A 25455-nucleotide genomic window follows, 5' to 3' on the forward strand; every position below is an offset into this window, starting at 1 on the left:
GCGGGATAGTACAGTTGGGGGAAGAAAAATGACCCTAGAGCACGGGTGAGTCGTCGTGCAGCATGGCCTTGCGGATCACCTTGATCGGCGCGGGTCCCTGGCGCATGAAGGCATCGTGGAAGGCCTGGAGGTTGAAGTCGCTTCCCTGTTTCTTCCTGAGGTCTTCGCGGAGCTTCATGATCTCGAGCTTGCCGAGCGTGTAGTAGAGATACGTTGCGTCCGAGGTGCCGCGCTTGGTCTCCACCAGCCCGACGGAGCGCGACTGATAGCCTTCCTTGACGAAGAAGTCGACCGACTGCTCGATGGTCCACTGTTGGTTCGGTTCCCCGAGACCGGTGTGAAGCTTGATGGCGTTGACGAAGCGCGCATCGCGCAGCAGCGCATCCTGCAGCTGGCCAAGGCGGATCAGCCTGGACTGGCGCACCTGCTCAGGCGTCGCGTTTGCAGGCGGCGCGGCATAGCCTTCGTCGAGCATCATCTGCTCGGTGTAGTGGGCCCAGCCTTCGACATTGGAGTTGGACCAGACGATCTTGCGGACCTTCGACGGGAACTGGTTCTGCCACAGGAACTGCACGTAGTGGCCGGGGTAAGCCTCATGAACGCTGGTCGAGATGATGGTTCCGACGTTGAAGCTGGCCATGTGCTCGGCGACGTGCGGCTGCGTCCACGTCTTCTCCGGCAACGTAACGTTGAAGTACGCCTTGGTGGAGTGCGTCTCAAACGGTCCCGGGGGGTCCATCGATGCGAAGGTAGTGGCGCGCATGAAGGGCGGCGTCTCTTCGAGCGTGGGCTGGACCTCGCTCGGGATGGTGATGATGTTGTGCGCGCGGATGAAGGCGATCAGCGAATCGAAGGTGTTGTGGAAGGAGTCCAGCAGCTTGTCGGGCGCAGGGTGAATCATCGCAAGCTCGGCGAGCACGTCCTGCGGCGACTTCGAGGGCGCGACCTCCCTGGCGATGTGGGCGAACTCCTGCTGATTGCGATGCAGGTCGTCGAGCGCGATTTCGAGAAGTCGGTCGAGCGGGATGTCCACCATCTCGTCATAAGCAAGCTTCTTTGCAAAGACGTCGGCGCCGAGGCGATAGTCGCCGTTGGAGCGCGGCAGCAGATCGGACTTCATCCACGCGCCGTAGTCTTTGAGCGACTGGATGACGACCGCGTTGGTGTGCGCAAAGTCGGCCTTGGCCTTCGCGTCGTCGGCCGCGGCGAAGGCGGTGGGGACGTCCTTCTCAAAGAAGCTGATGAGGCCGTCGATCTGCTCGAGCGCGACCTCCGTGAAGATGCGCGGAGGATTCTTGAGGTTCTTGCGCGCCTCGACGAAGACCTGCGGAATCTGCTTCTCGCGCTCCACGGCGGCGCGCAGGCGCGTGTTCACGGGAGCGAACGGCCTCTCCATCAGAACGAAGATGGAGTTGGTGACGCCGCTCGAGTAGTTGTCTGGGTTCTTCTCCCAGTTGCGGATGACCTCAAGCGAGAGCAGTTGCGAGCGAATGCTGTTGAGCAGGATGTTGTGGTCGGCCGCGACCGAGGCGTCGAGTCCGGCCGGATCGATGGCCTCGAGCTTCTTCTCGTAGGCGTGCAGCGCGGCGATCTGCTTCTGGATTGTGGCCGCCGAGTAGTCCTCGAGCTGCGTGTCGTACTGGTGAAAGCCCATCTGGGTGCCGTAGGTGGGCGCATAGTGGAAGAGGATGTCGGAGAAGTACTGGTCGGAGACGAAACCGAAGGTCTGCGCTGCTCCGTCGGCGGAGATGCGCTGTGCGGGAGCGGTGGAGGTAAGCATGGCGGTTCCGAGGACTGCGGTGAGAAGGAAGCGTTTGGGCATGATGATCTTCTGCTGAGATTTTAGAGCACCGGCCAGACGACTTCACTGCAGGCCGCCGTCAATCCGTCGCTAGCGCAGGACGGGGATCACGCCGTAACGACTCATCACGTCGCCGATGGCGGTGACGTCAGGATCTTCGGTGTCGTAATACTTTGCGATCTCGCTGTAGTACTCCGGGCCGACGACACCAGGCGTCTGAAGGCACATCACACGCGCAGGCGTGTCATGCAGGTTCGCGAAGAAGTGAGGGGACCCGCGGGGAATGGTCAGAATCTCGCCCGGACCCACGACGAGGATCTCTCCGTTCAGCGTCCAAGTGGTGATACCGTTCATCCCCAGCACCATCTCGTCGTAGTCGCGATGGATGTGCGGCACGATGACGCTGATGAGCGGAGGGATCGTCAGTTCGAACATGTCGAGCGTGTCGTCGGTCTCGTGACGGGTCTTCAGGAAAGTGACGCTCATCTGGCCGACGCGAATGGTTTCCTGCATGCGTGTTACCTCCTTTGTTGGACGAGATGAAACCTCCCTATGCACAGTTTTGCAACAAAAAAATGCCGCAGGCATGATTCTTTTTCACGTAATTTCCCGCATCGAAAACATCTCACGTGCATCAATGCATCACGCCATCTCAACACGCGTTGTATCCAGTGATTCAAGAAGAGACCGTGTCTCGGCGAGCACATCTTCGGCCTTCGCGCTCGAGAGCGGCCACCGCAGGATGCCTTGTGGAGTGAACTGGGCTCCGCGCTTCGTGTTGCGGCTGACCAGCTTCATCAGCACGCCTGGATCAATGGCGGTTGCGCTCGAGGCTTCACCGTCGCGCTCGGCGAACTTGAGGTGCAGCATCTCGACGAAGGTCTTGGTCTTGTTGAGTTCGATCTGTGTGCGTTTGCGGTCGATCTGCGCGATGCCCAGTTGCTGCGCGTGCAGACGAATCTCTCCGGCTGCGAGGAGGTTTTCGACAGACTCAGGCGGCTCGCCGTAGCGGTCGCGCAGCTCGGCGCGAACATCGTTGAGGGTCGCAACGTCTTCGGCTCCCGCGATCTTCTTGTACATGCGCAGGCGCTGGTTCTCTTCGGGGATGTAGTCGGCGTCGATACGGACCGAAATCCCGAGATTGACGACCGTGTTGGGGTGCGCCGGACGCTCTTCCTCGCCTTTGATCTTGCGCACGGCCTCTTCGAGCATCGACGTGTACATCTCGAAGCCGATGGCCTCGATGTGTCCGGACTGCTCGCCGCCGAGCATGTTTCCCGCGCCGCGCAGCTCGAGATCGAGCGCGGCGATCTTGAAGCCGGCGCCGAGATCGGAGAACTCCTTGAGCGCCGCCAGCCTTCGTCGCGCAATCTCCGTCAGCTCTGTCTCGGGCGGAATCAGCAGGTACGCATACGCGCGGCGATTCGAGCGGCCCACGCGCCCGCGCAGTTGGTAAAGCTCGCTCAGTCCGTGTCGGTCGGCGCGGTTGATGACGATGGTGTTCGCCAGCGGGATGTCGAGGCCGTTCTCGATGATCGACGTCGCGACCAGCACATCGTACTCGTGGTTCATGAAGGCAAGCATCACACGCTCGAGCTCCGCCTCCGGCAGCTGGCCGTGGCCAACGACGATGCGCGCATGCGGGACAAGCTCGCGAATCTTGGTGGCGAGATCGTAGATCGTCTCGACGCGATTGTGCACAAAGAACGCCTGGCCACCGCGCTCCAACTCCATCTCGATGGCCGTGCGAACGAGCTTCTCGTCGAACTTCGCGACAATGGTCTGGATCGCCATGCGGTCCTTCGGCGGCGTCTCGATTACACTCATATCGCGCAGACCGATGAGCGACATGTGCAGCGTGCGCGGAATCGGCGTCGCCGACATCGACAGCACGTCGATATGGGCGCGCATCTGCTTCAGACGCTCCTTGTGGCGCACACCGAAGCGCTGCTCTTCGTCGACGACAAGCAGACCGAGGTCCTGGAACTTCAGGTCCTTTGAGAGCAGCCGATGCGTGCCGATGAGGATATCGACCTTGCCGTCGGCGACCTTCTCCAAAATCTCCTTCTGTTCCTTTGGCGTGCGGAAGCGCGAGATCATCTCGATGTTGACCGGGAAGTTCGCGAAGCGGCGCTTGAACGACTCGTAGTGCTGGAAGCTGAGCACCGTAGTCGGCGTCAGCACCGCGACTTGCTTTGAGTCCTGCACGGCCTTGAACGCCGCGCGCATCGCGACCTCTGTCTTGCCGTAGCCGACGTCGCCGCAGAGCAAGCGGTCCATTGGCTGCGGCGACTCCATGTCCTGCTTGATGTCGACGATGGCGTTCAGCTGATCGTCGGTCTCGTTGAAGTCGAAGGCGTCTTCGAACTCGCGCTGCATGTTCGTGTCGGGCGAGAACGGCGTTCCCTGCGCGGCCTCGCGCTGTGCGTAGAGCTTCAGCAGCTCGGCCGTCATGTCGGCCATCGCCTTCTTGACGCGCGCCTTGGTCTTCTGCCAGGTCTGCGAGCCCAGCTTGTTGAGCTGCGGCGCGGGGCCTGTGTCTGTCGAGCGGTACTTCTGAATCAGGTCCAGCCGCGTCAGCGGGACGTAGAGCTTCGCCTCATCGGCGAACTCGAGGATCATCAGCTCCAGCGGCGGCTGATCGTTCTCCTCGATGACGCGAAGGCCCATGTAGCGCGAGATTCCATGCTCGACGTGGACGACGTAGTCGCCGACCGTGAGGTCGCGGAAGTCCGAGATGAAGGCCGCAGCCTTCGACTTCGCGCGGCGCACCGGACGCGCCGAGACGTCGGCCTCGTCTGAGAGATCCTGCGCGCCGAAGAGGACGATCTGGCTGGCCGTCGTCTTGTCCAGGTCGAGGATCTGCACGCCTGCAGCGATGGGCGTCTTGACGATGACCGGCGTGCGCAGATCGCCGGCGAGGTAGCTGGACTCGGAGTAGACGGTCGAGGAGCCGTGCTGATCGGAGCGCGAGCCGAGTCGATACGGCACCTGATACTCCTGGAGCAGACCGGCGAGACGTTCGACCTCGCCCTGATTTGCTGCGGCGAGCAGGATGCGCGCCTCCTGCCGCATCAGCGACTGCAGCGCTTCGATCAACGCTGGTATTGAACCGTGGAAGCGCTGCGTCGGCCGCGTGGCGAACTCAATCTCCGAAAGCTCGTTGCGTTCGGCGTCGAGCACATCGACGGCGCCGAGCTGGTCGAGGTCGCAGCCAGTAGTTCGGCGCAGGCGGTCCTCGAGGTCCCACGGCGAGATGTAGATGTCTTCCGGGCGGACGAGTGAGCCGATGCCCGAGCGGTCGTGGCGCTGCTCGACCTTGTTCCACCAGCGCTCGCCCTGGTTCTTGACCATCGCGGGCTCTTCGACGAAGACGCGCGTTGACGAGCCGAGAAGATCGAGAAGCGTCTTGTTTGCGCCTGCGACGGGAGCGAAGAACTCCCAGCCGGGAAAGACCGTCGCTTCGCCGGTGCGCGTGGCGACGTGGGTTTGCAGCTCGACCGGCTCTTCGCCGCCTTCCATTGCAGCGCCTGCAGTGCCTGCGCGCGTCAGGCGGGCGTTGATGGCGGAGAGCAGCCTTTCCGTGACGGGCGTCTCGGTGAGCGGGAGCAGCAGGATGTCGTCGAGAGCGGAGCTGGAGCGCTGCGTCTCGGGGTCGAAGCGGCGGATGGATTCGATCTCGTCGCCGAAGAAGTCGATGCGGACGGGACGCTCCTGCTCGGGGCCGTAGACGTCGATGATGCCGCCGCGGATCGTCACTTGTCCGGGCATCTCGACGACGTCGACACGGGTGTAGCCGACGGAGAGGAGATGCTCGACGAGCAGGTCGGGGATGTGCTCTTCGCCGACGCGCAGATGCAGCGCGAGCGCGGCGTAGTAGTCGCGGCCGAAGAGACGCATGCAGGCCGACTCGACGGGCGCGATGACGAGGCGCGGCGTGTGGCCCGCGCAGATCTTCCAGAGGGCGGCGGCGCGCGTCTCCTGGATCTCCGAGTGCGGCGAGAGATTTTCAAACGGCAGTACGTCGTGCGCGGGCAGGCGCAGGACCTGTGCGGGATCGAGCGCTCCGGTGAGCTCGCAGGCGGCGAGCACGGCGTCGTGCAGGGCCTCGGCGGATTTGTTGTCCGAGACGATGACGAGCGCGGGAGCTTGCGCGGCGCGGACGAAGTACGGCAGAAAGAGCGCTCGGGCGGTGGCCGTGAGTCCGGAGACACGACGACGTCCCGATCCGCCGCTCAGGTGGCGGCGCACGCGCTCGAAGGCTTCGGAGTGTTCCAGGTCCGCGAGGAGCTCGCGGACGAAGGGTAAAACCATGCTCTTTCGATTCTATCGAAGCGTCCGCGCTGTCAGAATTTCCGGAACAGGCGTATCATCAACGCCGCCGCATCTTAACGTCTCGCGGCGCTGCCCGAAGATATCGGGACGTGCGATGCTTCGGACAGCATGCCTCTTTCGGAGGGTTCGAGATGAGCGTGTGGACTAAGGTCATCCTCGTTGGGTTGATGGGCGTCCTTCCGCTGCTGGAGGGATGCACGCGGCATCGGAAGAGCGAGCACTACTACCTGGTTACGGTGAACGTGGATCTGCCGTACTGGAAGACGGCAGGCGAAGGCTTCCAGAAAGCAGCGGCCGAGTATGGCGTCAGCGCGGAGATGCGCGGGCCGACGTCGTTCGATCCGCAGGCCGAGGTCGAGGAGTTTCGCACGGTGGTGGCGCGGAAGCCGGCGGGAATCCTGGTCTCGGTGACGAACTCGAAGCTGCTGGCTCCGGAGATCGACGCGGCGATCGCGGCGGGAATTCCGGTGATCACGATGGACTCGGACGCGCCGGAGAGCAAGCGGCTGTACTTTATCGGAACAAACAACCTGCAGGCCGGACGGCTGGGCGGACTGCGCGTGGCGGCGGTGCTGAACGGCAAGGGCAACGTCGTCTTCTTCACGATGCCGGAACAGCCGAACCTGGAGGAGCGGCTGAAGGGATACAGGGACGTCTTGTCGGCTTATCCCGGAATCAATGTCGTCGAGGTCTTCGACATGAAGGGCGACTCGGGCGTCGCGATGGACAAGGCGCGCGAGTATCTTGCTCGCGCGGGCAAGGACCGCATCGATGCGATGATCTGCCTGCAGTCTTCGGCGGGCAAGGACGTGGGCGAGATAATCCGCCGCGCGAAGGGGTTGGGCGATCCGGGGCGGCTGCTGGTGGCGATGGACACGGACGTCGCGACGCTGCAGCTGATCAAGGACGGAATCATCGACTCGACGATCTCACAGAAGCCCTACACGATGGCGATGGTGGGGCTGAAGGCGCTGGACAATATTCACCACTATCCGGTGAATCCGCTGACCGCAGAGCACGGACTGGATCCGTTCTCCCCGTTCCCGGCGTTTGTGGATACTGGCGTCTCGCTGGTGGACAAGAGCAACGTGGCGATGATTCTGGAGCGGAAGGAGGCCGTGGGGCCTTAGCACCCCCTCCCCCTATCTTTTGGATAACTAGTTTATTTTGTTTTAGATAGCCATTTTTGGCAGGTAAAATATTGGAAATAAAGGGTTTATTGGTCAAAATCTTGATTGCAAATGAGTTAGGCCCAGCGGGTTCGCGGGGCCTTTTCTTAGCTGTTTTAGCCTTTTTCTTAGCTGTTTTAAGTGTATCAGGGGGGAGCGGAATTAATCGGCAGATGGGTGTTGTCGATGGGGAATGGGTTGTAGGGTAGTGGGGCTTGACATGGGTTTTTGCTGGGTTTTTGGGGGATTTTTTTTTGTAAATGATTGGGATTATTTGGGTTCGTGGTGCAAATTGGCACCGCCCAAAGGCATACCCCAGGGGCTGAAGCCCCGGTTCTGAGGCTGGGCGAGATGCCGGGGCTGAAGCCCCGGCCTACCTCAGAAGCAACGGCAACGGCGACAGCAACGGCGACGGCAACAACAACAACAAATGCAAATGCGGGGGTTCTTCGCTTCGCTCAGAATGACGGGCAAAGGCAAGGCAACGGCAACGGAGGGTGGTTCAGGCGGTGCCTTCGCGGGCGCCCTTCCAGAGGTCTAGGGAGCCTTCTTTGGCGTGCTGGTCGATCTCGGCCAGCTCTTCTTTGGTGAAGTGGAGGTTTTTGACGGCGTCGAGCGAGTCGTCGAGCTGGGCTACGTTGCGGGCTCCGATGAGGGCGGAGGTGACGCGGGAGTCGCGCAGGGTCCAGGCGATGGCCATCTGGGCCAGGGTCTGGCCGCGGCGCTGGGCGATCGCGTTGAGGGCGCGGACGTGGGCGAGGTTCTCTTCGGTGAGGAACTCGGGCCTGAAGGAGCCTTCGGATTTCGCGCGGGAGTCGGCGGGGACGCCGTTGAGGTACTTGTTCGTCAGCAGGCCCTGGGCGAGCGGGGAGAAGGCGATGCAGCCGGTGCCGAGGGTGTCGAGCGTGCCGAGAAGCTCGTGTTCGATCCAGCGGTTGAGCATGGAGTAGGACGGCTGGTGGATTGTGAGGTGGACGCCTTCGCTTCGGAGGATCTCGGCGGCCTCGCGGGTTCGATCGGGGCTGTAGGAGGAGATGCCGACGTAGAGGGCCTTGCCCTGGCGGACGATGTGCGCAAGCGCACGCATGGTCTCCTCGAGCGGGGTGTTCATATCGGGGCGGTGGGAGTAGAAGATGTCGACGTAGTCGAGGCCCATGCGCTGGAGGCTCTCGTCGAGCGAGGCGATGAGGTACTTGCGCGAGCCGCCGATGCCGTAGGGGCCGGGCCACATGTCCCAGCCGGCCTTGGTGGAGATGATGAGCTCGTTGCGGTGGGGGCGGAGGTCCTTGCGGAGGATGGCGCCGAAGTTTTCTTCGGCGGAGCCGTAGGGCGGGCCGTAGTTGTTGGCGAGGTCGAAGTGGGTGACGCCGCGGTCGAAGGCGCGGAGGACCATGGCGCGGGCGGTCTCGAAGACGTCGGCGCCGCCGAAGTTCTGCCAGAGGCCGAGAGAGATGGGGGGGAGGACGATTCCGGAGCGTCCGCAGCGGCGGAAGGTGTGCTGGTTGTAACGCTCGGGGGCCGGGACATAGGTCATGCTCTTCACTCTCCTTTTTCGAGTATGGCATGAGGGCGGAGGGACGGCGTGGCGTTGCTCAGGGACGGATTTCCGATGCGGCTCAATGGAATGACACTTTAGGGTGAGAGAGGGTTGTTTGCCGATGGGCGATTTCGATGGCTTTGCGCGGATTTGTGCGGTATCTGTACAACATGCGTTCAACTGCTGTTTTGTCTTTCTTTGCCCTCGTGATGCTGCCGGTCTCGGTTCTGGGTCAGGGCTCCGGTGATGGTGTGGTAACCAGGACCCTGAAGGTGGAGCTTCCTCCCGGCGAGGTGAAGCGCGATTACTCCGCCGAGTCGATCGTGGTGGAGCAGCTGAGTACGGTGTACCGGTTCGCCGCCGATGGCACGGGCGTGCGCGAGATCTCGGCGGTTACGCTGATCCAGTCCGACGCGGCGGCGCGGCAGTATGGCGTGCTGACGTTCCCGTTTGCCGGGAACAACGAACGTGTGGAGTTCGAGTACGTGCGGGTGAGGAAGCCGGACGGCAGCGTGGTGGAGACTCCGGCGGGCGATGCGCAGGAGATGCCGCAGGAGGTGACGCGGCAGGCTCCGTTCTACAGCGACCTGAAGGAGAAGCATCTTCCGGTGCGGAACCTGCGCGCGGGCGACCGGCTGGAGTACAAGGCGCGCATCGTGGTGGCGAAGGCGGAGGTTCCGGGGCAGTTCTGGGGGCAGGAGAGCTTCGGGAAGTGGGCCGTAATCCTGAACGAGAACATCGAGCTGCATGTTCCGAAGGGGAAGTATGTGAAGGTGTGGAGCCCGGAGCACGCGCCGGCGAAGGCGGAGACGGGAGACGAGACGGTCTACCGCTGGACGGGCGCGAATCTGGACCCGCTGATCGGAAAGGATGGCAAGACGAAGCAGAGGGAGGTCGATCCGAAGGGCGAGCTGCCGGCGATGGCGTGGACGACGTTCAAGAGCTGGGACGAGGTTGGCGCGTGGTACCGGGGGCTCGAGGCCGACCGCGTGGTTCCCGATGCCGAGGTGAAGGCGAAGGCGGCTGAGCTGACGGCGGGCAAGTCGACGGAGGAAGAGAAGGTTCGCGCACTGTACGGCTACGTGGCGACGCAGGTGCGGTACATCGGCGTGGCGTTCGGAATTGGGCGCTATCAGCCGCATCCGGCGGGCGAGGTTCTGCGCAACCAATACGGCGACTGCAAGGACAAGCACACGCTGCTGGCGGCGATGCTGACGGCGGCGGGGATGCATCCGGAGGCGGCGATGATCGGGGCGGGGATACGGATGAACGAAGAGGTGCCTTCGCCGGGCGCGTTCAACCACATGATTACGACCGTGCCGGTGACGGGCCAGCAGGTGTGGCTGGATGCGACGGCGGAGGTGGCTCCGTACCAGGTGCTGGTGTCGCCGATCCGGGACAAGCAGGCGCTGGTGGTTCCGGAGACGGGAGCGGCGAAGCTGGAGAGAACTCCTGCGACGCCGCCGTTTGCGCCGTTCAGCCGCTTCGTGGCCAAGGGAACTCTGAGCAAAGAGGGCACGATGAAGGCGCAGATGGAGTACATGGTTCGGGGCGACGATGAGCTGGTGCTGCGCACGCTGCTGAAGCAGGTCCCTCCGGGGCAGTGGGACGAGCTGACGCAGAGACTCTCTCAGGGGCTGGGATTCGGTGGGACGACGAGCCATACGGAGGCGAGCAAGCCGGATGCGACCGACGGGCCGGAGAGGCTGGCCTACGACTACGAGCGGGAGAAGACGGGAGATTGGGACAATCGGCGGATCGTGGCACTGCTGCCTGTCGTGTTTCTTCCGACGATCGATGAGAAGAATCCTCCGAAGAAGGTGGCGATTCAGCTGGGGGAGCCGAGGGTGGAGACCTCGGTGTCGACGATCAAGCTTCCGGCGGGCTGGGGAGCTGATCTTCCAGCGGCTGTTCACGAGAAGACGGCGTTTGCGAGCTTCGACCGGACCTACACGGTGAATGGCGACACGCTGACGACTGAGAGGCGCATCGAGGTCTTCCAACGCGAGGTTCCGGCAGCGGATTGGAAGGCTTATAAGAAGTGGCTGGATGCGACGGTGGGAGACGGAGAGCCGTTCGTCACGCTGATTGAGACGAAGGCGAAGACGGGCGGGGAGAAGCTTCCCTCGACCCCTGCACCGCCGAGTGTCAGTGTCGCTGCGCTTCTGCGGGAGTTCTACAACCAGGTACAACGCGGAGAGCCGAACGCGGCCGAGGAGACGCTGAACCAGGTGCGGCAGCAGGACGGGGGTGCGATCTGGTACTTCCGCGGCATGGTAACGGTCCATGAGATGCGCGGCAAGCCGGAGGAGGCTGCGGATGCGATGCGGCGGGTGCTGAAGATGGATGGCGTCACCGATGGCGATAGAAAGGTCACGGGGGCGCTGCTGTACCAACTGCATCGTTATGACGAGGCGCTTCCTCTGCTTCAGGAACAAGCCAAAGACGACACTGACAACCTGCAGTTACAGATTCAGTTGGGAACGGCCCAAGTGGAGACGGGCAGGAAAGAGGCGGGTGGAAAGACGCTGACGGCCGCGCTGTCGAAGGCTACAGAGCCGTTTATGTTGAACGATGCGGCCTATGAGTTGGGAGAGGCCGGGATTGGGTTGGAACAGGCCGAGAAGGCATCGCGCCAGGCGATCCAGGATCTTACGGCAGAGTCTGCTTCCTGGGTTGTGAGCGCTACGACCAAGGAGCAGCGGAGCAAGCAGGAGCTTCTGGTCTCGGCCTGGGATACGCTCGGCTGGATTCTCTTTCGCGAGGGCAGGATCGATGAGGCGGAGAGTTATATTCGCGCAACGTGGAACAACGAGCAGACACCAGAGGTGGGGCTTCATTTAGGAGAACTCGAGGATAAGCGGGGAAACAAGAAGGCAGCGCTGGAGCTCTATGAGATGTCCCTGACTCCGATTATCCAAAAGACAACGTCTACGCCGGAGGAGGAGCGGACGCGGCGGGAGCTGCGGGAGCGCACAGATGCGCTGAAGAAGGAGGGCGTCGTCTCCGCGATGAAAGATCCGGCGGCGGCAGTGCAGCGCCTGCGGATGATTCCGCTGGGTCCGTGGAGGGGGAAGAGCTCCTCGGTCGAGTACACGTTTGTGCTTGAGCAGGACAAGCCGGGCGATCTTCAGGAGACCAGCCAGGGAGCCTCCGGGATCACGAATGCGACCTCGATGATTCGCAAGGCACGCTTTGACCATTGGACTCCGACGGGCTCAGAGGCGCGCCTTCTGCGCAAGAGCACGTTGAACTGCCACGCCAGCGTGTGCGAGCTGGTTGTCCATCCTATGTAGCGGAGACAGACTCACGGGGCCGAGTTCGCTACACTGGAAGGTAATGGCAACGATCAAGGCAGTACGCGGGACCCGGGACCTTGTGCCTCCGGAGACCGCACTTTGGAATCATGTGGAGGCCACGGCACGGTCGGTCTTCGCGCGGTATGGGTTTGGTGAGATTCGCACGCCTGTATTCGAGGTGACGGAGCTGTTCGCTCGCGGAGTGGGCGAGGATACCGACATCGTCTCGAAGGAGATGTACACGTGGGAGGACCGCGGGCGCGCGGAGTCCGGCGGGAGTGAAAAGGCGGGCGGCCAGTCACTGACGCTGCGGCCGGAGAACACGGCCGGCGTGGTGCGCGCCTATATCGAGCACAAGATGTCCGAGACGGGCATGCTCGAGAAGCTGTTTTACATCGGGCCGCAGTTTCGCCGCGAGCGGCCGCAGAGGGGGCGGTACAGGCAGTTTTGGCAGATTGGGGCGGAGGTGCTGGGGCCGCCGTGGTCGGGGTCGGATTCGCCGCTGCGCGACGCCGAGGTGCTGGAGATGCTCGCCACGCTGCTGAATGAGCTGGGCATCAAGGGCTGGCGGCTGGCGCTGAACTCGGTGGGGTCGGCGGAGGATCGCGCGCGGTACAGCGCGGCTCTGCGGGCGGCTCTGGAGCCGGTGAAGCACAGGATGTGCGAGGACAATCAGAGGCGCGCGGAGACGAATCCGCTGCGCGTGCTGGACTCGAAGGACGAGGCGGACCAGGAGATCATCAATGCACTGCCGAAGATCTCGGAGTTCTGGGGCGAGGATTCGCGCGCGCACTTCGAGCAGGTGAAGGCGGCGCTCGATGCCTGCGGGGTTCCGTATGTCGAAGAGCCGCGACTGGTGAGAGGGCTCGACTACTACACGCGGACGACGTTCGAGTTCACGGTGCCGGACGGCAGTGGGCTGGGCACGCAGAACGCTCTGCTGGGCGGCGGCCGCTACGACGGGCTGAGCGAGATGCTGGGCGGGCCGAAGGCTCCGGGGATCGGGTTTGCGATCGGCGAGGACAGGCTGATTCTGACGCTGCAGGCGCAGGCGAAGCAGACCGAGGCGAAGAAGCTGGATGCGTTTGTGGCTCCGATGGGCGTGGCGCAGAATGCGCCGGCGCTGAAACTTGCGCAGGAGCTGCGGCGGGCCGGCCTGGGTGTCGAGATCGGCGATGGAAGCTGGCGGCTGAAGAAGTCGTTTGAGGCGGCGGACAAGCTGGCGCGGAAGATGGTGATCGTCGGTGAGGATGAGGTGAAGTCCGGTGTGCTGACCGTGAAGGACTTTTCTGTGGGCGAGCAGGTGAAGGTGGCGAGGGCCGAGTTGGTGGGGGCGCTGAAGGGTTAGGACCGGCTGGGCGAAAGCACTTGACATCGTATATACGACGTATATACATATAAATCATGGACCTTGCGTTTCTCTATCAAGGGCAGCGCTTTGTCTGGGATGTCGATAAGGCAGCGAGGAATCTTACCAAGCATGGCGTCTCGTTTGAGAAGGCATGCGAGGTCTTCTTCGATCCTTTCTTCGGCTGGAAGATGCAAGTGCCAACGGGGAGCTGCGCGATGTCGTCATTGGATTCGCGGAGGACTGGACTCTTCTCTTTGTCGTGCACGCGCTGGTGGAAGACGACAGGATTCGCATCATCTCGGCGCGGCCGGCAACAGCGCCGGAGAGGAGACTCTATGAGGACGGCGAGTGAACGGTTGCGGCAGAGGCTGCGGAAAGATCGCAAGATGACGACGATCAGCATGCGCGTGCCTGAGGACGTGATCGAGGACCTGAAGGAGATCGCACCAGCTCTCGGATTCTCGGGCTATCAGCCGCTGATCCGTGCCTACATCGGGCAGGGATTGCGGAAGGATCAGGCTGCGATGGAGCACTCGCAGCTGTTGACCCTGACGGAGAGCCTGCGCAAGCAGGGCGTAGCGGATAAGGTGATTTCGGCCGCGATTGCCGAGGCGAAGTTGAAGATCGCTTAGGTGGTTTTGTTGGAAGCCCCTGTAACTTCGTACAATAGAGAGATTGTGACACTCGACTTTTTAGGAAACTTGCAGCGGACGCACCGGTGCGGCGAGCTCCGTGTGGGGCAGGATGGACAGGATGTGGTTCTGATGGGCTGGGTGAACCGGCGTCGCGACCACGGCAATCTTATCTTTCTCGATCTGCGTGATCGCACGGGCATCACGCAGGTGGTGCTGGATATCGAAGTCTCGAACGACGCCCATGAGAAGGCTGAGGCGGCGCGGTCGGAGTACGTCGTTGCCGTGAAGGGCCGTGTGCGCAAGCGCGGCGAGGGCCTCGAGAATCCGAATATGCCCACGGGCGCGATCGAGGTCGTCGCCAAGGAGCTGCTGCTGCTGAACGAGGCGAAGACGCCTCCCTTCTCGCCTGCGGAAGACGCGATTGCGAACGAAGAGGTGCGGCTGAAGTATCGCTATCTGGACCTGCGCCGCGAGCAGATGCAGAAGAACTTTTTGACGCGCCACAAGGTCACGCGGGCGATTCGCGAGTATCTGTCGGAGAATGGGTTCCTCGAGATCGAGACGCCGTTTATGACGCGCTCGACGCCTGAGGGCGCGCGCGACTATCTGGTGCCGAGCCGCGTGCATCCGGGGAACTTCTATGCGCTGCCGCAGTCACCGCAGATCTTCAAACAGATTCTGATGATCTCGGGGTTCGATCGCTACTTCCAGGTGGCGCGGTGCTTTCGCGACGAAGACCTGAGGGCGGACCGGCAGCCGGAGTTTACGCAGATCGATCTCGAGATGACGTTTCCTCAGCAGGCGACGGTGTTTCGCGTGGTCGAAGGCTTCCTGACGGCAGCCTTTGCGACAGCAGGTATCGAGCTGACGGCGCCGTTCATCCAGATGTCGTACGACGAGGCGATCCGGCGGTACGGCATCGACAAGCCGGACATGCGCCTGCCCGCGCTGACCGACCTGACCGAGGAGCTGACGCCTGCGCTACGCGAGCAGCTGAAGATCGAGCAGAAGCTTCCGGTGCTGGGCTTTGTGATTCCGAATGCAGGCGGGCTGAGCGGAACGCAGCGGCGCGCGCTGGTGGATGAGATTCGCAAGGCGTTTGGCGAGTGTGGGCTTGACTCACTCGACGTGGCGCGCTTGAAGACGAACGAGACCTTCGCTCCGCTCGCGAATGCGATTGAGGCCAAGCTGGCGGCAGAGCCGACGCTTGAGGAAGGCGTGACGGCTGATGACCTGGTCGTCGTGATCACGCCGAAGCTGGGGACTCCCGAGAAGTGGAACTACGATCCGCAGTGGATCTACAAGCGCGTGGGCGCGCTGCGGCTGCAGTTGGCGCAGAAGTTCGCCGACAAGCATGGGCGCTTCACGCAGACAGGCACGGCGGACGACTACAGGTTTCTCTGGGTCACCGACTTTCCGATGTACGAGTGGGATGAGGAGACGAAGGTGTGGAATGCGGCGCACCATCCGTTCACCTCGCCGCATGAGGACGACATCAAGTCGGGCGCGCTGTTCAACGACAAGGGCGCGGTGCGTGCGCTGGCGTACGACATCGTGCTGAACGGCACGGAGCTGGGCTCGGGCTCGATCCGTATTCACCGGCAGGACGTGCAGGCGGAGATCTTCCGCTCGCTTGGAATGTCCGATGAAGAGGCGAAGGAGCGGTTTGGATTCTTCCTCGACGCGCTGGAGTACGGCACGCCTCCGCACGGCGGAATTGCGCTGGGGCTCGATCGTATCGTGATGATTCTCGCCGGAGCACAGAGCCTGCGCGAGGTGATCGCGTTCCCGAAGACGGCGAAGGCGATCGACCTGATGGTCGATGCTCCAAGCCATGCGACAGAGCAGCAGCTGAAGGAGCTGCATTTGAAGATAGCCGGGCGAAGCTAAGCGTATCGAGTGGATGGGAGAGTCGTCCTGTGATCTGGCTTGGAAAGAAGCGAGGCAATCTAAGCGACTGGACGACCCAGCGATGGGTTCAGGCGACCGGGCGTCGCCTTGTTCTTTCGGAGTACCCCTGGCTAGACGGACCGACCGGCAACACGCTCGGGATTGGTCAGGACTTTTTCTTGAACTATGCTCGCGATCAGCAGCTCGAGCTGATCACCACAGGTGTTCGCGGTTTGCTTCCCACGTTTAGTCTGCTCGAAGGAAATCGTGACCTACATAAGGTTGCGCCATTGCTACGAGAGTTTTATGAGCGGACGTCGGAGTTTGATCTCGATGCATGGTCTGAGTGGAGTTCTTTATTCCGCCCCTTCGGAAGGGCGTTGGGTTTGCTCTTTAGCCGCCGCCTACAGCAGCTGAACGTTCCTTTGTCTTCACTCGATAGCTCAAAGGGGATGACCAGCAATGTGCTTCCTATCCGAGATCCCGGATTCGGCACCGTGGTTCAGACAGCGTGGGTCCGGGAGCTCAGAGTGACGAAGAATGTGCTCTATGCTGGAAGTTATTCCGTGTGCATGATTCCGGAACATCCTTATCCCTGCATCAAGGTTGTGTTCCCTCTGCCGAACGGCAACGCGATTGTTCTGATGAAGGTGGAGGTTCATGAAGATGGCTCGCTTTCGATCCAATCCATCGGCGACAGGTTTGGTGAACCGGGATTCTATTTCGTGGTTCACCAAGGCAATGGAGTTATATGGGCTCGATACGTCAAAGCCATGAAGGAAGAGATTCGCGTGTATGCAGGCGAGACAGAAGTTGGTCGAGCTGATCACCTTATGGTTGTGGGGAAGAGTTTTTCTGCGCCTTCACTACAGAATGCAGCGACGCAAATAATATGGCCGCGGCTGAAGAGACAGCCGCGGCCCTTTGGTTTTCGTAGCGACTACTGCACGTTGATCGTGATGGTCTGCGTGCTGCGGTCGAACTGGTTGGTGGCGTAGACGGTGTAGGTTGTGGTCTTGGTTGGGTGGACTACGGCCGAGGTGCCGCGTACTGCGCCGATCTCAGGCGAGACGACGTAGTAGGAGGCGTTGTTGGCGGCCCAGGTAAGCGTGACAGCCTGACCGGACCCGACGGTGGTCTTGTCGGCGGTGAGGCTCGTGATCGTCGGGGCCGGGCCGGTGGGCACGTTCGACTGCGTGTAGACGACGGGCATCTGGATGACCTCGAACGCGGAGGCGGGAACCTGCTTCAGCGAGTTGAGGTCGTCGTTGTTCCAGCGGTCGTCGGGTGCTCCGATCATGAACATGTTGCTTCCGTTGTCGGCCATGATCATGCCGTAGTTTTTGAGAGCCGTAAGGATGACCTTGGCCTGTGGACCGTACGACGAGATGTCGAAGTTGGCTTTGAGGCGCATGCGCATTCCCATGGGCGCGGCGTTGGGGTCGGAGTTGTTGGGCGCCCAGTGCGTGGCTGGAGGCACGAAGGCCTGGCGGCTGCGCTGGAGCGTCACGCGGATGGCGTGGTCGATGTGGCCTGCCGCTACCTCGTCGTACCGGACGAGGCCTGGGAAGACAGGCAGACCGGCCGCATCGGTTGAGGTCCAGCGGAAGGGACGGGCGTTCTGGTTGAGGAGATCCCAGACGGATCCGACATTGGCTTGCCAGGTTCCGTCACCCTGCGGGACGGCCACGCCGAGCTCATAGAGCCAGCAGTTGTCGCGGTCGAGGACGAGCGTGTGACGGTCACCGTCGCCCGGGTTGGGATAGCCCTCAACGGGCGTGTCGGTCGAGATCGGCATGGGGCCGGGATCGCTCTCGTCACCATAGAGGTTGTAGTTGATGGTGGTGAAGGGCGAGCCGCCGACGACGGTATACGGGATGCCGATCGTGCTTCCGTTGTACTGACCCGCTCCGAAGTTCGCACGGAGGTGCGAGCCCCCGAGGAAGCCGATGTAGCCGTTGGAGTTGCCGTCGACCGGAGCGTTAGCGATGTTCTGGCGCCACGGGTTGTTGGCCTCAAAGGGAAGGAACCCGTTGAGGTTTGCTCCCACGCCGAGCGACATGGCGTTGCAGGCAAGCTGCGGCGCTGTTGGCGCCGGAGCTGGCGTGGTGGGGGTCGTCGGCGCCGGATCAGGCGTCGTGGGCGTGGTCGGCGCCGGAGCTGGAGTGGTGGGTGTCGTGGGCGCCGGATCTGTGTCGCTCGGTCCTGAAGGAGCTGGATCGGTCGTCGTCGGTGGTGTCGTGGTTGGAGGATTGGTGGACGGAGTCGGATTGTGGCGCCGCTTCGCTACGAAGTAACGCGTAAAGAAGTCTTTGTTTGAGGTTTGTGCGACCGCGAACGAGCTAGCGGTGAAAAGTGCGAGCGCCAGCATGGGGAGTTTGCGTGGCATGTGTACTCCTTCGCGGCTCTTCTTTCGGAGCCACGTGTGATGATGGGTTGACATGCAAGGACAGAAGGTGATGCGGGAAGGAAGCTGCTCTGCAAAAGGAAAGGGCCTGCTGAGTTTCGGCAGGCCCTCCCTGCTTCGTAGTTTTTTGAATTATAGACCCTGGAGACAGTTCGCGCGGAGACGCTCGATGAAGAAAAATCAATTCATCCAGCGTTTATCTTTGGGGTCGCGGCGCAGCTCGTCGGGATCGATATAGCGGCCGTCCTTGTCGAAGTGGACCTCGCGATTCTGCTTGCGCATGTAGACCTCGAACTTGCGCGCGGCGCGGCGACGTTTGTAGCGATAGTAGGCGTTGCGAACACCGTAGAAGCGCTCGGAGACACCGAAGGCGAAGCCTCGGCGCGGAGCGAGGCGGACGAAGAGGAAGCCGGCGAGCGCTCCGGAGAGCTGGAGCAGAGCACCGAAGCTGTTGGCTTGCTTGAGCAGCACGGCCACGGCGATGAGGATGTAGATGGCGACGAGGTACTTGGCTTTGACGCGGATGAGGAACCAGAGGTAGAACTCCTGGTCGCCGAAGAGCATGCCGATGGCGACGAGGAGGCCGAAGACCCCGGTCCAGGCGCTGAAGGCCGTGATGAAGTCGGGACGCATGCCGAAGATGCGCGTGAAGGAGATGGCCGTTGCGAGGATGGCGCCGCCGATGACCGAGGTCCAGTAGAGCTCGGCGAGCCAGCGGCTGCCGTAGGCGCCTTCGAGCAGCGCTCCGGTGAACCAGAGGGTGAGCATGCTGAAGGCGATGGAGAGAATTCCGGGATCGACGAGCGAGTAGGTGACGAGCTGCCAGATCTGACCGTGCAAGACGGCCATGGGCCTCAACATCAGGGTGTTGTATAGCAGGTCGCCTAAAGGAGACGATATCCACCCGAGGATCGCCATCCCGAAGAAGGCGGCCACGTTGAGCAGGATGAGCTTGCGCGTGGCGCCGCTGAAGGGCGGGAGCGACAACGTGGTGGGGCTGGAGCGAGGCATCCTTATCGAGTCACCAAGAACTATTTCACCATAGTGGCGCGAGTCCCGCTACGGATGCGGCGGGGTTTGCGGTGGAGCGGCGGGAACGAAGCTGCGCGAGGGCCGCGTGGGCGTTGGAAAGACAGGGATGCTGCGGTGTCCGGCGGCGTCGACGGACCGAACCCCGAAGATCACGTTGTCCTTGGAGATGGGCAGTTTGATGCTGGTGGTCGCGCCTGCGCTCTGGGCCATGGTCCATGTGGGCTGGTCGGTCGGCCGCCAGACCACTTCATACGTCGCGCCAGCCGGCATCCCCGCGGGAGGCGTCCAGCTGAGCACGGTGTTGTTGTCGAGAGCCGTAGTTTCGATGTGAACGTTCTGCGGGACGCCGGGCGCGAAGGCAAGTGTGGCCAGCGTGGCGGCGTTGAGGCGCGCGACGTTGGCGACGTAGTTGAAGTCGACGTACTGGATAAGGTCGCCGTACTGCGTGCCGTTTTCCAGGCGAACGTTCTGGTGCTGATGATCGAAGTTCTCGCGCCACTCCGTGAAGCGCACGGCTGTGAAGCCTTCGGCGTTGAAGCTGGTATGGTCGCCGCCGCGGAGGTAGCGGTCGCGACGGAAGATGAGCACGGGGTGGAAGGCGGTCGCGGTGCGGACCAGATTGCTGTGCGGACGGTTCGCTGGAGTTCCCTGCGCGGCGCGCTGGATGACCGGCGGGAAGTACGTGGAGGAGACATCGGCGACGGTGCGCGCCAGTTCGCGCGAGGGTGAGTCGTTCTCAGCGCCGAGATTGATGAGGGCGTGTGCCTGCTCGGGAGTGGCCGCGGCGGGGACGCCCTCGGAGAAGATGCGGATGGCGGTCTTGTCCTGCGTGGTGTCGCCCGGAGTGGTGTCGCCGCCGACGATGTCGTTGTTCAGCACGGCCTCGAGCTGCCAGCCCTGCGCCTTTGCGAGCCGCGCGAGATGCAGGCTGCCGTTGAGACCCTGCTCCTCTCCGGCGACCGCGACGAAGACGATGCTCGACGGGAACTTGAGCTTCGAGAGCACGCGGGCGCACTCAAGCGAGACGGCGACGCCGCTGGCGTCATCGTTGGCGCCGGGCGCGGGGTCGTGCGTGTTGAAGTTGTCCGAGTTGCGCGAGTCGTAGTGGCCCGTCACGAGGACCATGCGCGGAGCCTGTGCGGGATCAGTGCCGCGGAGAATGGCGTAGACATTGATGAGCTTCGTCGGCTTGACGATGCGCGCGGCGGGGCCGGTCTGCGGGGGCTCGATAAACTCGTCGCGGCGGACCACGAGGCAGTTGCCGCAGGCGGCGGAGATGCGCTTGAACTCGGACTCGATCCAGTCGGCGGCAGCCGTGACCCCGGTGCCGGGCTTGAGGTCGGTCTCCATGCTGGAGAGCGTGCTGCGGTTGTTGAACGTAACGAGCTTCTCGATCGTGGCGCGGATGCGGTCGGCAGAGACCTGCGTGAGGGCGCCGGCGATCGCCGGGTCGGCCGGGGCCGGGGCGATAGGCTGCTGCGCGTTCGCGAGCGGCGGCGCAAAAATGAGCAAACAGGCAGCGATGCGGAGAGACCGAAGGGCAGAGCCGGAAACTGCGTTCACGAGAAACCTCTCTTTATGAATACCAAATGAATACCAAAATCGTGCGATCCCGTGGTGCTTGACGGACCGCTGAGGGGAGCAGCTAAATAATAGCGGAGGCGTCGCGCGAGCCTGCCCCGGCATGGTACAGCCGGCGAAAACTGGAGCGCGGAGGCTATGTCATGGCTATGGTATGTCCTGAGTGCGATTACCCGATCGATATCGACGAAGAAATAGACGAGGGTGAGACGTTGCAGTGCGAGGAGTGCGGCGTGGAGCTCGAGGTGGTTTCGGTGGACCCGATCGAGCTGGCTCCCGTAGAGGAGGCAGGCTACGACGACGAGGACGTCTCGCACGTGACGGAGGAAAACGACGACTGAAAGCTTGCCGCGCGATACTGCGGAGGCGGTGGGACTCGATCCGTATACTTATACCCATGAACCGAACCTATCTTCGCTCTCTTGTTGGTAAGGCTGCCCTGGTTTCGTCATCGCTGATGGTGTTCGCCATGGGCGCGCCTGAAGTCGTAGATTCCTACGCTTTGGCCCAACGCGGCCCAGTGCAGCGCGTGGTGCAGGGCAAGGTCACGGATCAGAGCAACGCCGGGCTGAAGGGCTCTGTGGTGTACCTGAAGGACGGCCATACGCTTTCGGTCAAGAGCTTCATCGCCGACGACCAGGGCGAGTATCGCTTCGGGCAGCTCGCCCAGAACACCGACTACGAGATCTGGGCCGAGCACAACGGCAAGAAGAGCTCGGTTAAGACGATCAGCTCGTTCGACAGCAAAAACCAGTTTTACATCAACCTGAAGATCGAGAAGTAAGGCTCGAGATACCAGACGCTTCAGGGCAGACTCGAACTCCGGTTTGCGATGGGAAAAAGAAAAGGGGGACCATTTGGTCCCCCTTTTCTTTGAATGGAATTTTCAGCTAGAAGGTGAAGCGGAACTTCAGCCGAATGGAACGGCCATTCTGCCAGCTGCTGGCCAGACCGTACAGGTTGGACAGAACGAGCGGTCCCTGCGTCGCGTTCGTTGCAGTCTTGGGTGCGTTGGCGATGGTCTTCCAATCGTACCCGTTCTCCAGGATTCCGTAGTTCGGAGCGTTCGCCGTGCTGCCATTCGGGAGAATGTAGTTGGCTGTCGAACCGGCGGAAGAGTTGACACGCGATTGGAATACCGTGGCTGCCTTCTGGTTGAAGAGGTTGGTGATGTTGGCCTCGAAGCCGATGCGCCATGCCTCGTGGCTATCGCTAACGCGATAGTCATCGATGAAGGAGAAATCGGACTGCGTGTACCAGGGCGTACGGCGGGTATAGGTCTTGCCGTAGACCCAGTTCCCGGTCGCGTTGTCGCGGGTGATGTCGATCCACTTGCCGCGGCCTACGAGGTAGACCGGGTAGCTGCCGGCGCTTCCGTTGACGTCGCCGAAGGTGCTCAGAGGAGAGCCCGAAGACGCCTGCTGAAAGAGACCGACGCTGGGTTCGTTCCGCTTCCACGTCTTGAAGCGATAGTACGCAGCACCCTTGAACGAGTTGGGACGGTCCGTTGGCAGAAGCCCGTTGGCCACGTTGCCGTTGGCGTCGAACTGCAGGTACGGCTCGTCGAACGCGCGGTTGTTGTTGGGATTGGCACGGGCACCGCCGGCATCGGCAATATCGGTGCTGGTAAGGCCGCTGTAGTTACCACGGAGACGGCTGTAGGTATAGGCAAACATGCCATACCAGTTGTGGGTTGCGGCCTTGGTCAGGCGGAACTCGACAGCGTCGTAGTTACGCTCGGCCTTGGGCTGCGTCTTGCAGGTGGAGCAGGTTGCCGTCGCACCGCCGGCGCCGAAGCCGAAGCCGGGGTTGGCGATGATGAAGGCCTCGCCGTTGGCCGCGATGTAACCGATATCCTCGATCGCCTTGTCCAGACGACGACGGGTGTAGCGGGACTCGAGGGCCCAGTCGCGCGAAACCTGGTAGGCAGTACCGATCACGTCCTCGTGTTCACGATACGGCTTGATGTCCGGATCGACCGCCGCTCCCTCTGAGGGATCGTTCGAGGGAATTCGGAAGTCCTGGTTTTCGATGAAGCGCAGGCCAGCCGGAACCGAGCCGCCGGCGAAGTTCGCGCCGACCGTCGCACCGCCCACCGGGCAGTAGTGCCCTGTGGCGTCCTTGACCGGCTTGACGACCGAGAAGTCCGGCGTATCGAGGGCGTACACGCAATCGTGCCAGTAGTTGCCGCCGAAGGAACCGATGGCAAGGTTGAGCTTCATCACGTCGTAGAGGGCTGCGTAGCTCGCCTGAACCTTGAGCTTGCCGTTTCGGAAGACATCCCAGGCACCGCCGATACGAGGCGCTACCTTGCTGCCCCAGCCGAAGTCGATGCCGGAGGGATACTGGTTGTAAGAGGGAAGGTACTCGTGCTCGAAGCGGACGCCGACGTTGGCCGTCAGGCCGGCGAAGAGCTGCCACGAGTCCTGAATGTAGAAGGCATGGTTGTTGCTGCTGGCCTTACCCGTGATCTCGTTGCCGTCGCGGATGTTGACATATCCCCAGTTGCCCTGGCAGGAGGAGTTCGTCGTACCACTCTTCCCGTAGAGCGTGACGTTCTGCGCCGAGATGGCCGCGCAGTTCGCCGCGCCCGCGGTTGTCTGCGGCCCATAGGTCGTTCCATAACTCAGACGGACCAGGTCGTTCGTGAAGCTCTGGTTGACGTTCTCGTAGAGGTGGGTCAGTTGATAACCAACCTTGAAGTTGTGCGTTCCCATCCAGCCCTTCTTGAAGAAGGCAACGTCCTGGTTGAAGGAAGTGCGAGAGTTGACGTTGTATTGATAGCCGAGGTTGGGGCTGATGTTGTAGTTGCCGCTCGACCGAATTGCGTTCGGGTTCGCGGTTTGCAGCGTCGCATCTGCCTTGAGGTTAGAAAGGGTCCCGGCTGCGTTATTCGCCCAGAGATAACGGTCGCCGATAGGTAGTCCGCGATCGCCGTAGTTCTGGTAGAAGTTGCCAAATCTGGTCGTGGAAACGATGTTGGAGGTTAACGTGATGTCGGCACCGGCGGTCCAGATGTTGTTCGGCGCGATGGAGCCGATTGCTCCCTGATAAGAATCAACCGGGTTTGCCGTTGATGGATTGTACTGGCCGTAGATCGAGTCCGGAGTGGGGAAGTTACTGCCGGCCACGTTGTTACTGCCCGTTGAACGGTCCAGGGCATACTGCCATCCACCGTAGACACGGATCTTCTCCGAAACCTTGTAGTCGACGCGAGCAGCGCTGAAGTAAGTCTGTTCGGAGTAGTTGAACTGACGAACACCAGGACAACCCGTCGCGGCGCAGTTCGGATTGGTGAAGTTGACTGTACGCCGAGCCGTTTGAAAGAGCGGTGCTGATGAGAGCCACACCCAGAGGCGGTCCTTCTTCAGGTAGCCGCCAGCCTCAAAGCCAGGCTGTACGTAGCGGAAGTGATCCTTGATGGGAGTATAGAACTGCGCCGCGTAGTCGGAACGAGGAGCGACACCGGCGCAACTTGCGCTGGTGGTCCCGGAGGGACAGTAGGTGCCGAGCGGATCAGAGCGTAAGAAATTACCCTGGTGGTTAGCTCCCGAGTCGTACTGCGATAGGGGGGTGAGGGCATAACTGGAGTCCAACGGGTCGCCCTCATAGTAGGTCCAGACGCTGCCGTGCCAGGTGTTGCCTCCGCGCTTGCCGATGACATTGACCACGCCGCCGAGCGCGCCGCCGTTCTCAGCCTCGATACCGCCGGTCTTGACCTGGACTTCCTGGATGAACTCGAAGGGAGCGTTGGCACCAGACTTGCCGGTGACCATGCTTCCGGTCTCCATGCCGTTGACGAGGTAGGAGTTCTCCGCAGTCGCGCCGCCGTCGATCTGGAAGCCGCCCTGCAGGGGCTCGTTGCGTGCGCCGGGAGCGAAGGCGATGGCGGACTGGTAGGAGCGGCCGCGCGGAGCGTAGTCGATCTCGTCCTTGCTGACGGTCGTCTGCGTACGGGACGAGGTGACGTCGATCACCGGAGTCTCAGTGCTGACCTCGACGATGGTCTGCTCGGAGCCGACCGAGAGCGTCAGGTCGACGGTGGGAATGCGGCCGGTCTGGATGACCAGGCCCTCACGCTTCAACTCCGCAAAACCCTGCGCGCTGACCTGAATGGCATAGGTTCCGGGCGGCAGGTTGTCGAAGCGGTAGTAGCCGGACTTGTCGGTAGAGATCGCCTTGATGCCGATCAGTTTGTCGCCGCTGACCTTGACGGTGGCACCGGAGACGGAGGCCCCGGTTTTATCCTTGACCGTGCCCTCGACGGCGCCAGTAGTCTCCTGGGCGCGGGCGGTGGACAGCGTCGCAACGAAGGCGAGCAGCAGCATACAAACCGCTGCTGTCAGGCGCTGGAAGAGCTTTGAAGCAGTTTTCATCATCACGTTTGGCCTCTCGAAAAGGAAGGCTCCCCGCAAAAC

Annotated in this window: 17 protein-coding genes; 9 read left to right on the top strand and 8 right to left on the bottom strand. The window is 62.0% G+C overall.

Going from position 1 to position 25455, the window contains the following annotated elements; all coding sequences use genetic code 11:
• Positions 1-34 precede the first annotated feature (34 nt).
• The 3 genes from Q363_RS00415 to mfd form a co-directional block, all read right to left on the bottom strand.
• Entirely contained in the window at positions 35-1822 is a 1788-nt protein-coding gene (locus tag Q363_RS00415) for a DUF885 domain-containing protein (protein WP_035346956.1), read from the bottom strand.
• Positions 1823-1891: 69 nt separating this feature from the next.
• Positions 1892-2314, bottom strand: coding sequence for a cupin domain-containing protein (locus tag Q363_RS00420; protein WP_035346963.1), 423 nt, complete (start codon positions 2312-2314; stop codon positions 1892-1894).
• A gap of 129 nt (positions 2315-2443) precedes the next feature.
• Positions 2444-6115, bottom strand: a complete 3672-nt coding sequence (mfd, locus tag Q363_RS00425) for a transcription-repair coupling factor (protein ID WP_035346965.1) — start codon at positions 6113-6115, stop codon at positions 2444-2446.
• Between the two features lie 152 nt (positions 6116-6267).
• On the opposite strand from mfd, the gene Q363_RS00430 reads away from it, so the two are divergent.
• The gene (locus Q363_RS00430) at positions 6268-7266 is read left to right on the top strand and encodes a substrate-binding domain-containing protein (protein WP_035346966.1); all 999 of its coding nucleotides are present in this window, start codon (positions 6268-6270) and stop codon (positions 7264-7266) included.
• A 541-nt stretch (positions 7267-7807) separates the two neighbouring features.
• Here the strand turns inward: Q363_RS00430 and mgrA are convergent.
• A complete protein-coding gene (mgrA, locus tag Q363_RS00440; protein ID WP_035346971.1) occupies positions 7808-8839 on the bottom strand; it encodes an L-glyceraldehyde 3-phosphate reductase in 1032 nt (343 codons plus the stop codon).
• Between the two features lie 137 nt (positions 8840-8976).
• Here mgrA and Q363_RS00445 point away from each other — a divergent pair, with 137 nt between their 5' ends.
• From Q363_RS00445 to Q363_RS00470, 6 genes are all read left to right on the top strand, one after another.
• Positions 8977-12138, top strand: coding sequence for a DUF3857 domain-containing protein (locus tag Q363_RS00445; RefSeq protein ID WP_035346972.1), 3162 nt, complete (start codon positions 8977-8979; stop codon positions 12136-12138).
• A 43-nt stretch (positions 12139-12181) separates the two neighbouring features.
• The gene (hisS, locus tag Q363_RS00450; protein WP_035346973.1) at positions 12182-13489 is read left to right on the top strand and encodes a histidine--tRNA ligase; all 1308 of its coding nucleotides are present in this window, start codon (positions 12182-12184) and stop codon (positions 13487-13489) included.
• Between the two features lie 154 nt (positions 13490-13643).
• On the top strand, positions 13644-13844 hold the full coding sequence (locus Q363_RS00455; RefSeq protein ID WP_245631956.1) for a BrnT family toxin: 201 nt from the start codon (positions 13644-13646) through the stop codon (positions 13842-13844).
• Positions 13828-14124, top strand: a complete 297-nt coding sequence (locus Q363_RS00460) for a hypothetical protein (protein ID WP_035346974.1) — start codon at positions 13828-13830, stop codon at positions 14122-14124. The genes Q363_RS00455 and Q363_RS00460 overlap by 17 nt, the downstream gene beginning before the upstream one ends.
• A 45-nt stretch (positions 14125-14169) precedes the next feature.
• A complete protein-coding gene (aspS, locus tag Q363_RS00465) occupies positions 14170-16017 on the top strand; it encodes an aspartate--tRNA ligase (RefSeq protein WP_035346975.1) in 1848 nt (615 codons plus the stop codon).
• Positions 16018-16046: 29 nt separating this feature from the next.
• Positions 16047-17015, top strand: a complete 969-nt coding sequence (locus tag Q363_RS00470) for a hypothetical protein (protein ID WP_035346976.1) — start codon at positions 16047-16049, stop codon at positions 17013-17015.
• Here Q363_RS00470 and Q363_RS42590 read toward each other — a convergent pair.
• The 3 genes from Q363_RS42590 to Q363_RS00485 form a co-directional block, all read right to left on the bottom strand.
• Entirely contained in the window at positions 16958-18406 is a 1449-nt protein-coding gene (locus tag Q363_RS42590) for a hypothetical protein (protein WP_051978122.1), read from the bottom strand. The two genes, Q363_RS00470 and Q363_RS42590, sit on opposite strands and share 58 nt — an antisense overlap.
• A 198-nt stretch (positions 18407-18604) precedes the next feature.
• Complete coding sequence (locus tag Q363_RS00480) at positions 18605-19435, bottom strand: rhomboid family intramembrane serine protease (protein WP_035346977.1); 831 nt, start codon at positions 19433-19435, stop codon at positions 18605-18607.
• A 48-nt stretch (positions 19436-19483) separates the two neighbouring features.
• Positions 19484-21019 carry a M28 family metallopeptidase gene (locus Q363_RS00485; protein ID WP_035346984.1) on the bottom strand — a complete coding sequence of 512 codons (1536 nt, stop codon included), beginning with the start codon at positions 21017-21019 and terminating at the stop codon, positions 19484-19486.
• A gap of 161 nt (positions 21020-21180) precedes the next feature.
• Between Q363_RS00485 and Q363_RS00490 the strand changes: the two genes are divergently transcribed.
• Both Q363_RS00490 and Q363_RS00495 read left to right on the top strand, forming a co-directional pair.
• A complete protein-coding gene (locus Q363_RS00490; RefSeq protein ID WP_035346986.1) occupies positions 21181-21378 on the top strand; it encodes a hypothetical protein in 198 nt (65 codons plus the stop codon).
• Positions 21379-21434: 56 nt separating this feature from the next.
• Positions 21435-21821 carry a carboxypeptidase-like regulatory domain-containing protein gene (locus tag Q363_RS00495; protein WP_035346987.1) on the top strand — a complete coding sequence of 129 codons (387 nt, stop codon included), beginning with the start codon at positions 21435-21437 and terminating at the stop codon, positions 21819-21821.
• 106 nt (positions 21822-21927) lie between these two features.
• Here Q363_RS00495 and Q363_RS00500 read toward each other — a convergent pair whose 3' ends face one another.
• On the bottom strand, positions 21928-25416 hold the full coding sequence (locus tag Q363_RS00500) for a TonB-dependent receptor (protein ID WP_084079796.1): 3489 nt from the start codon (positions 25414-25416) through the stop codon (positions 21928-21930).
• Positions 25417-25455: the final 39 nt, after the last annotated feature.

It is taken from the genome of Edaphobacter aggregans DSM 19364, assembly GCF_000745965.1.
Taxonomy (GTDB): Bacteria; Acidobacteriota; Terriglobia; order Terriglobales; family Acidobacteriaceae; genus Edaphobacter; species Edaphobacter aggregans.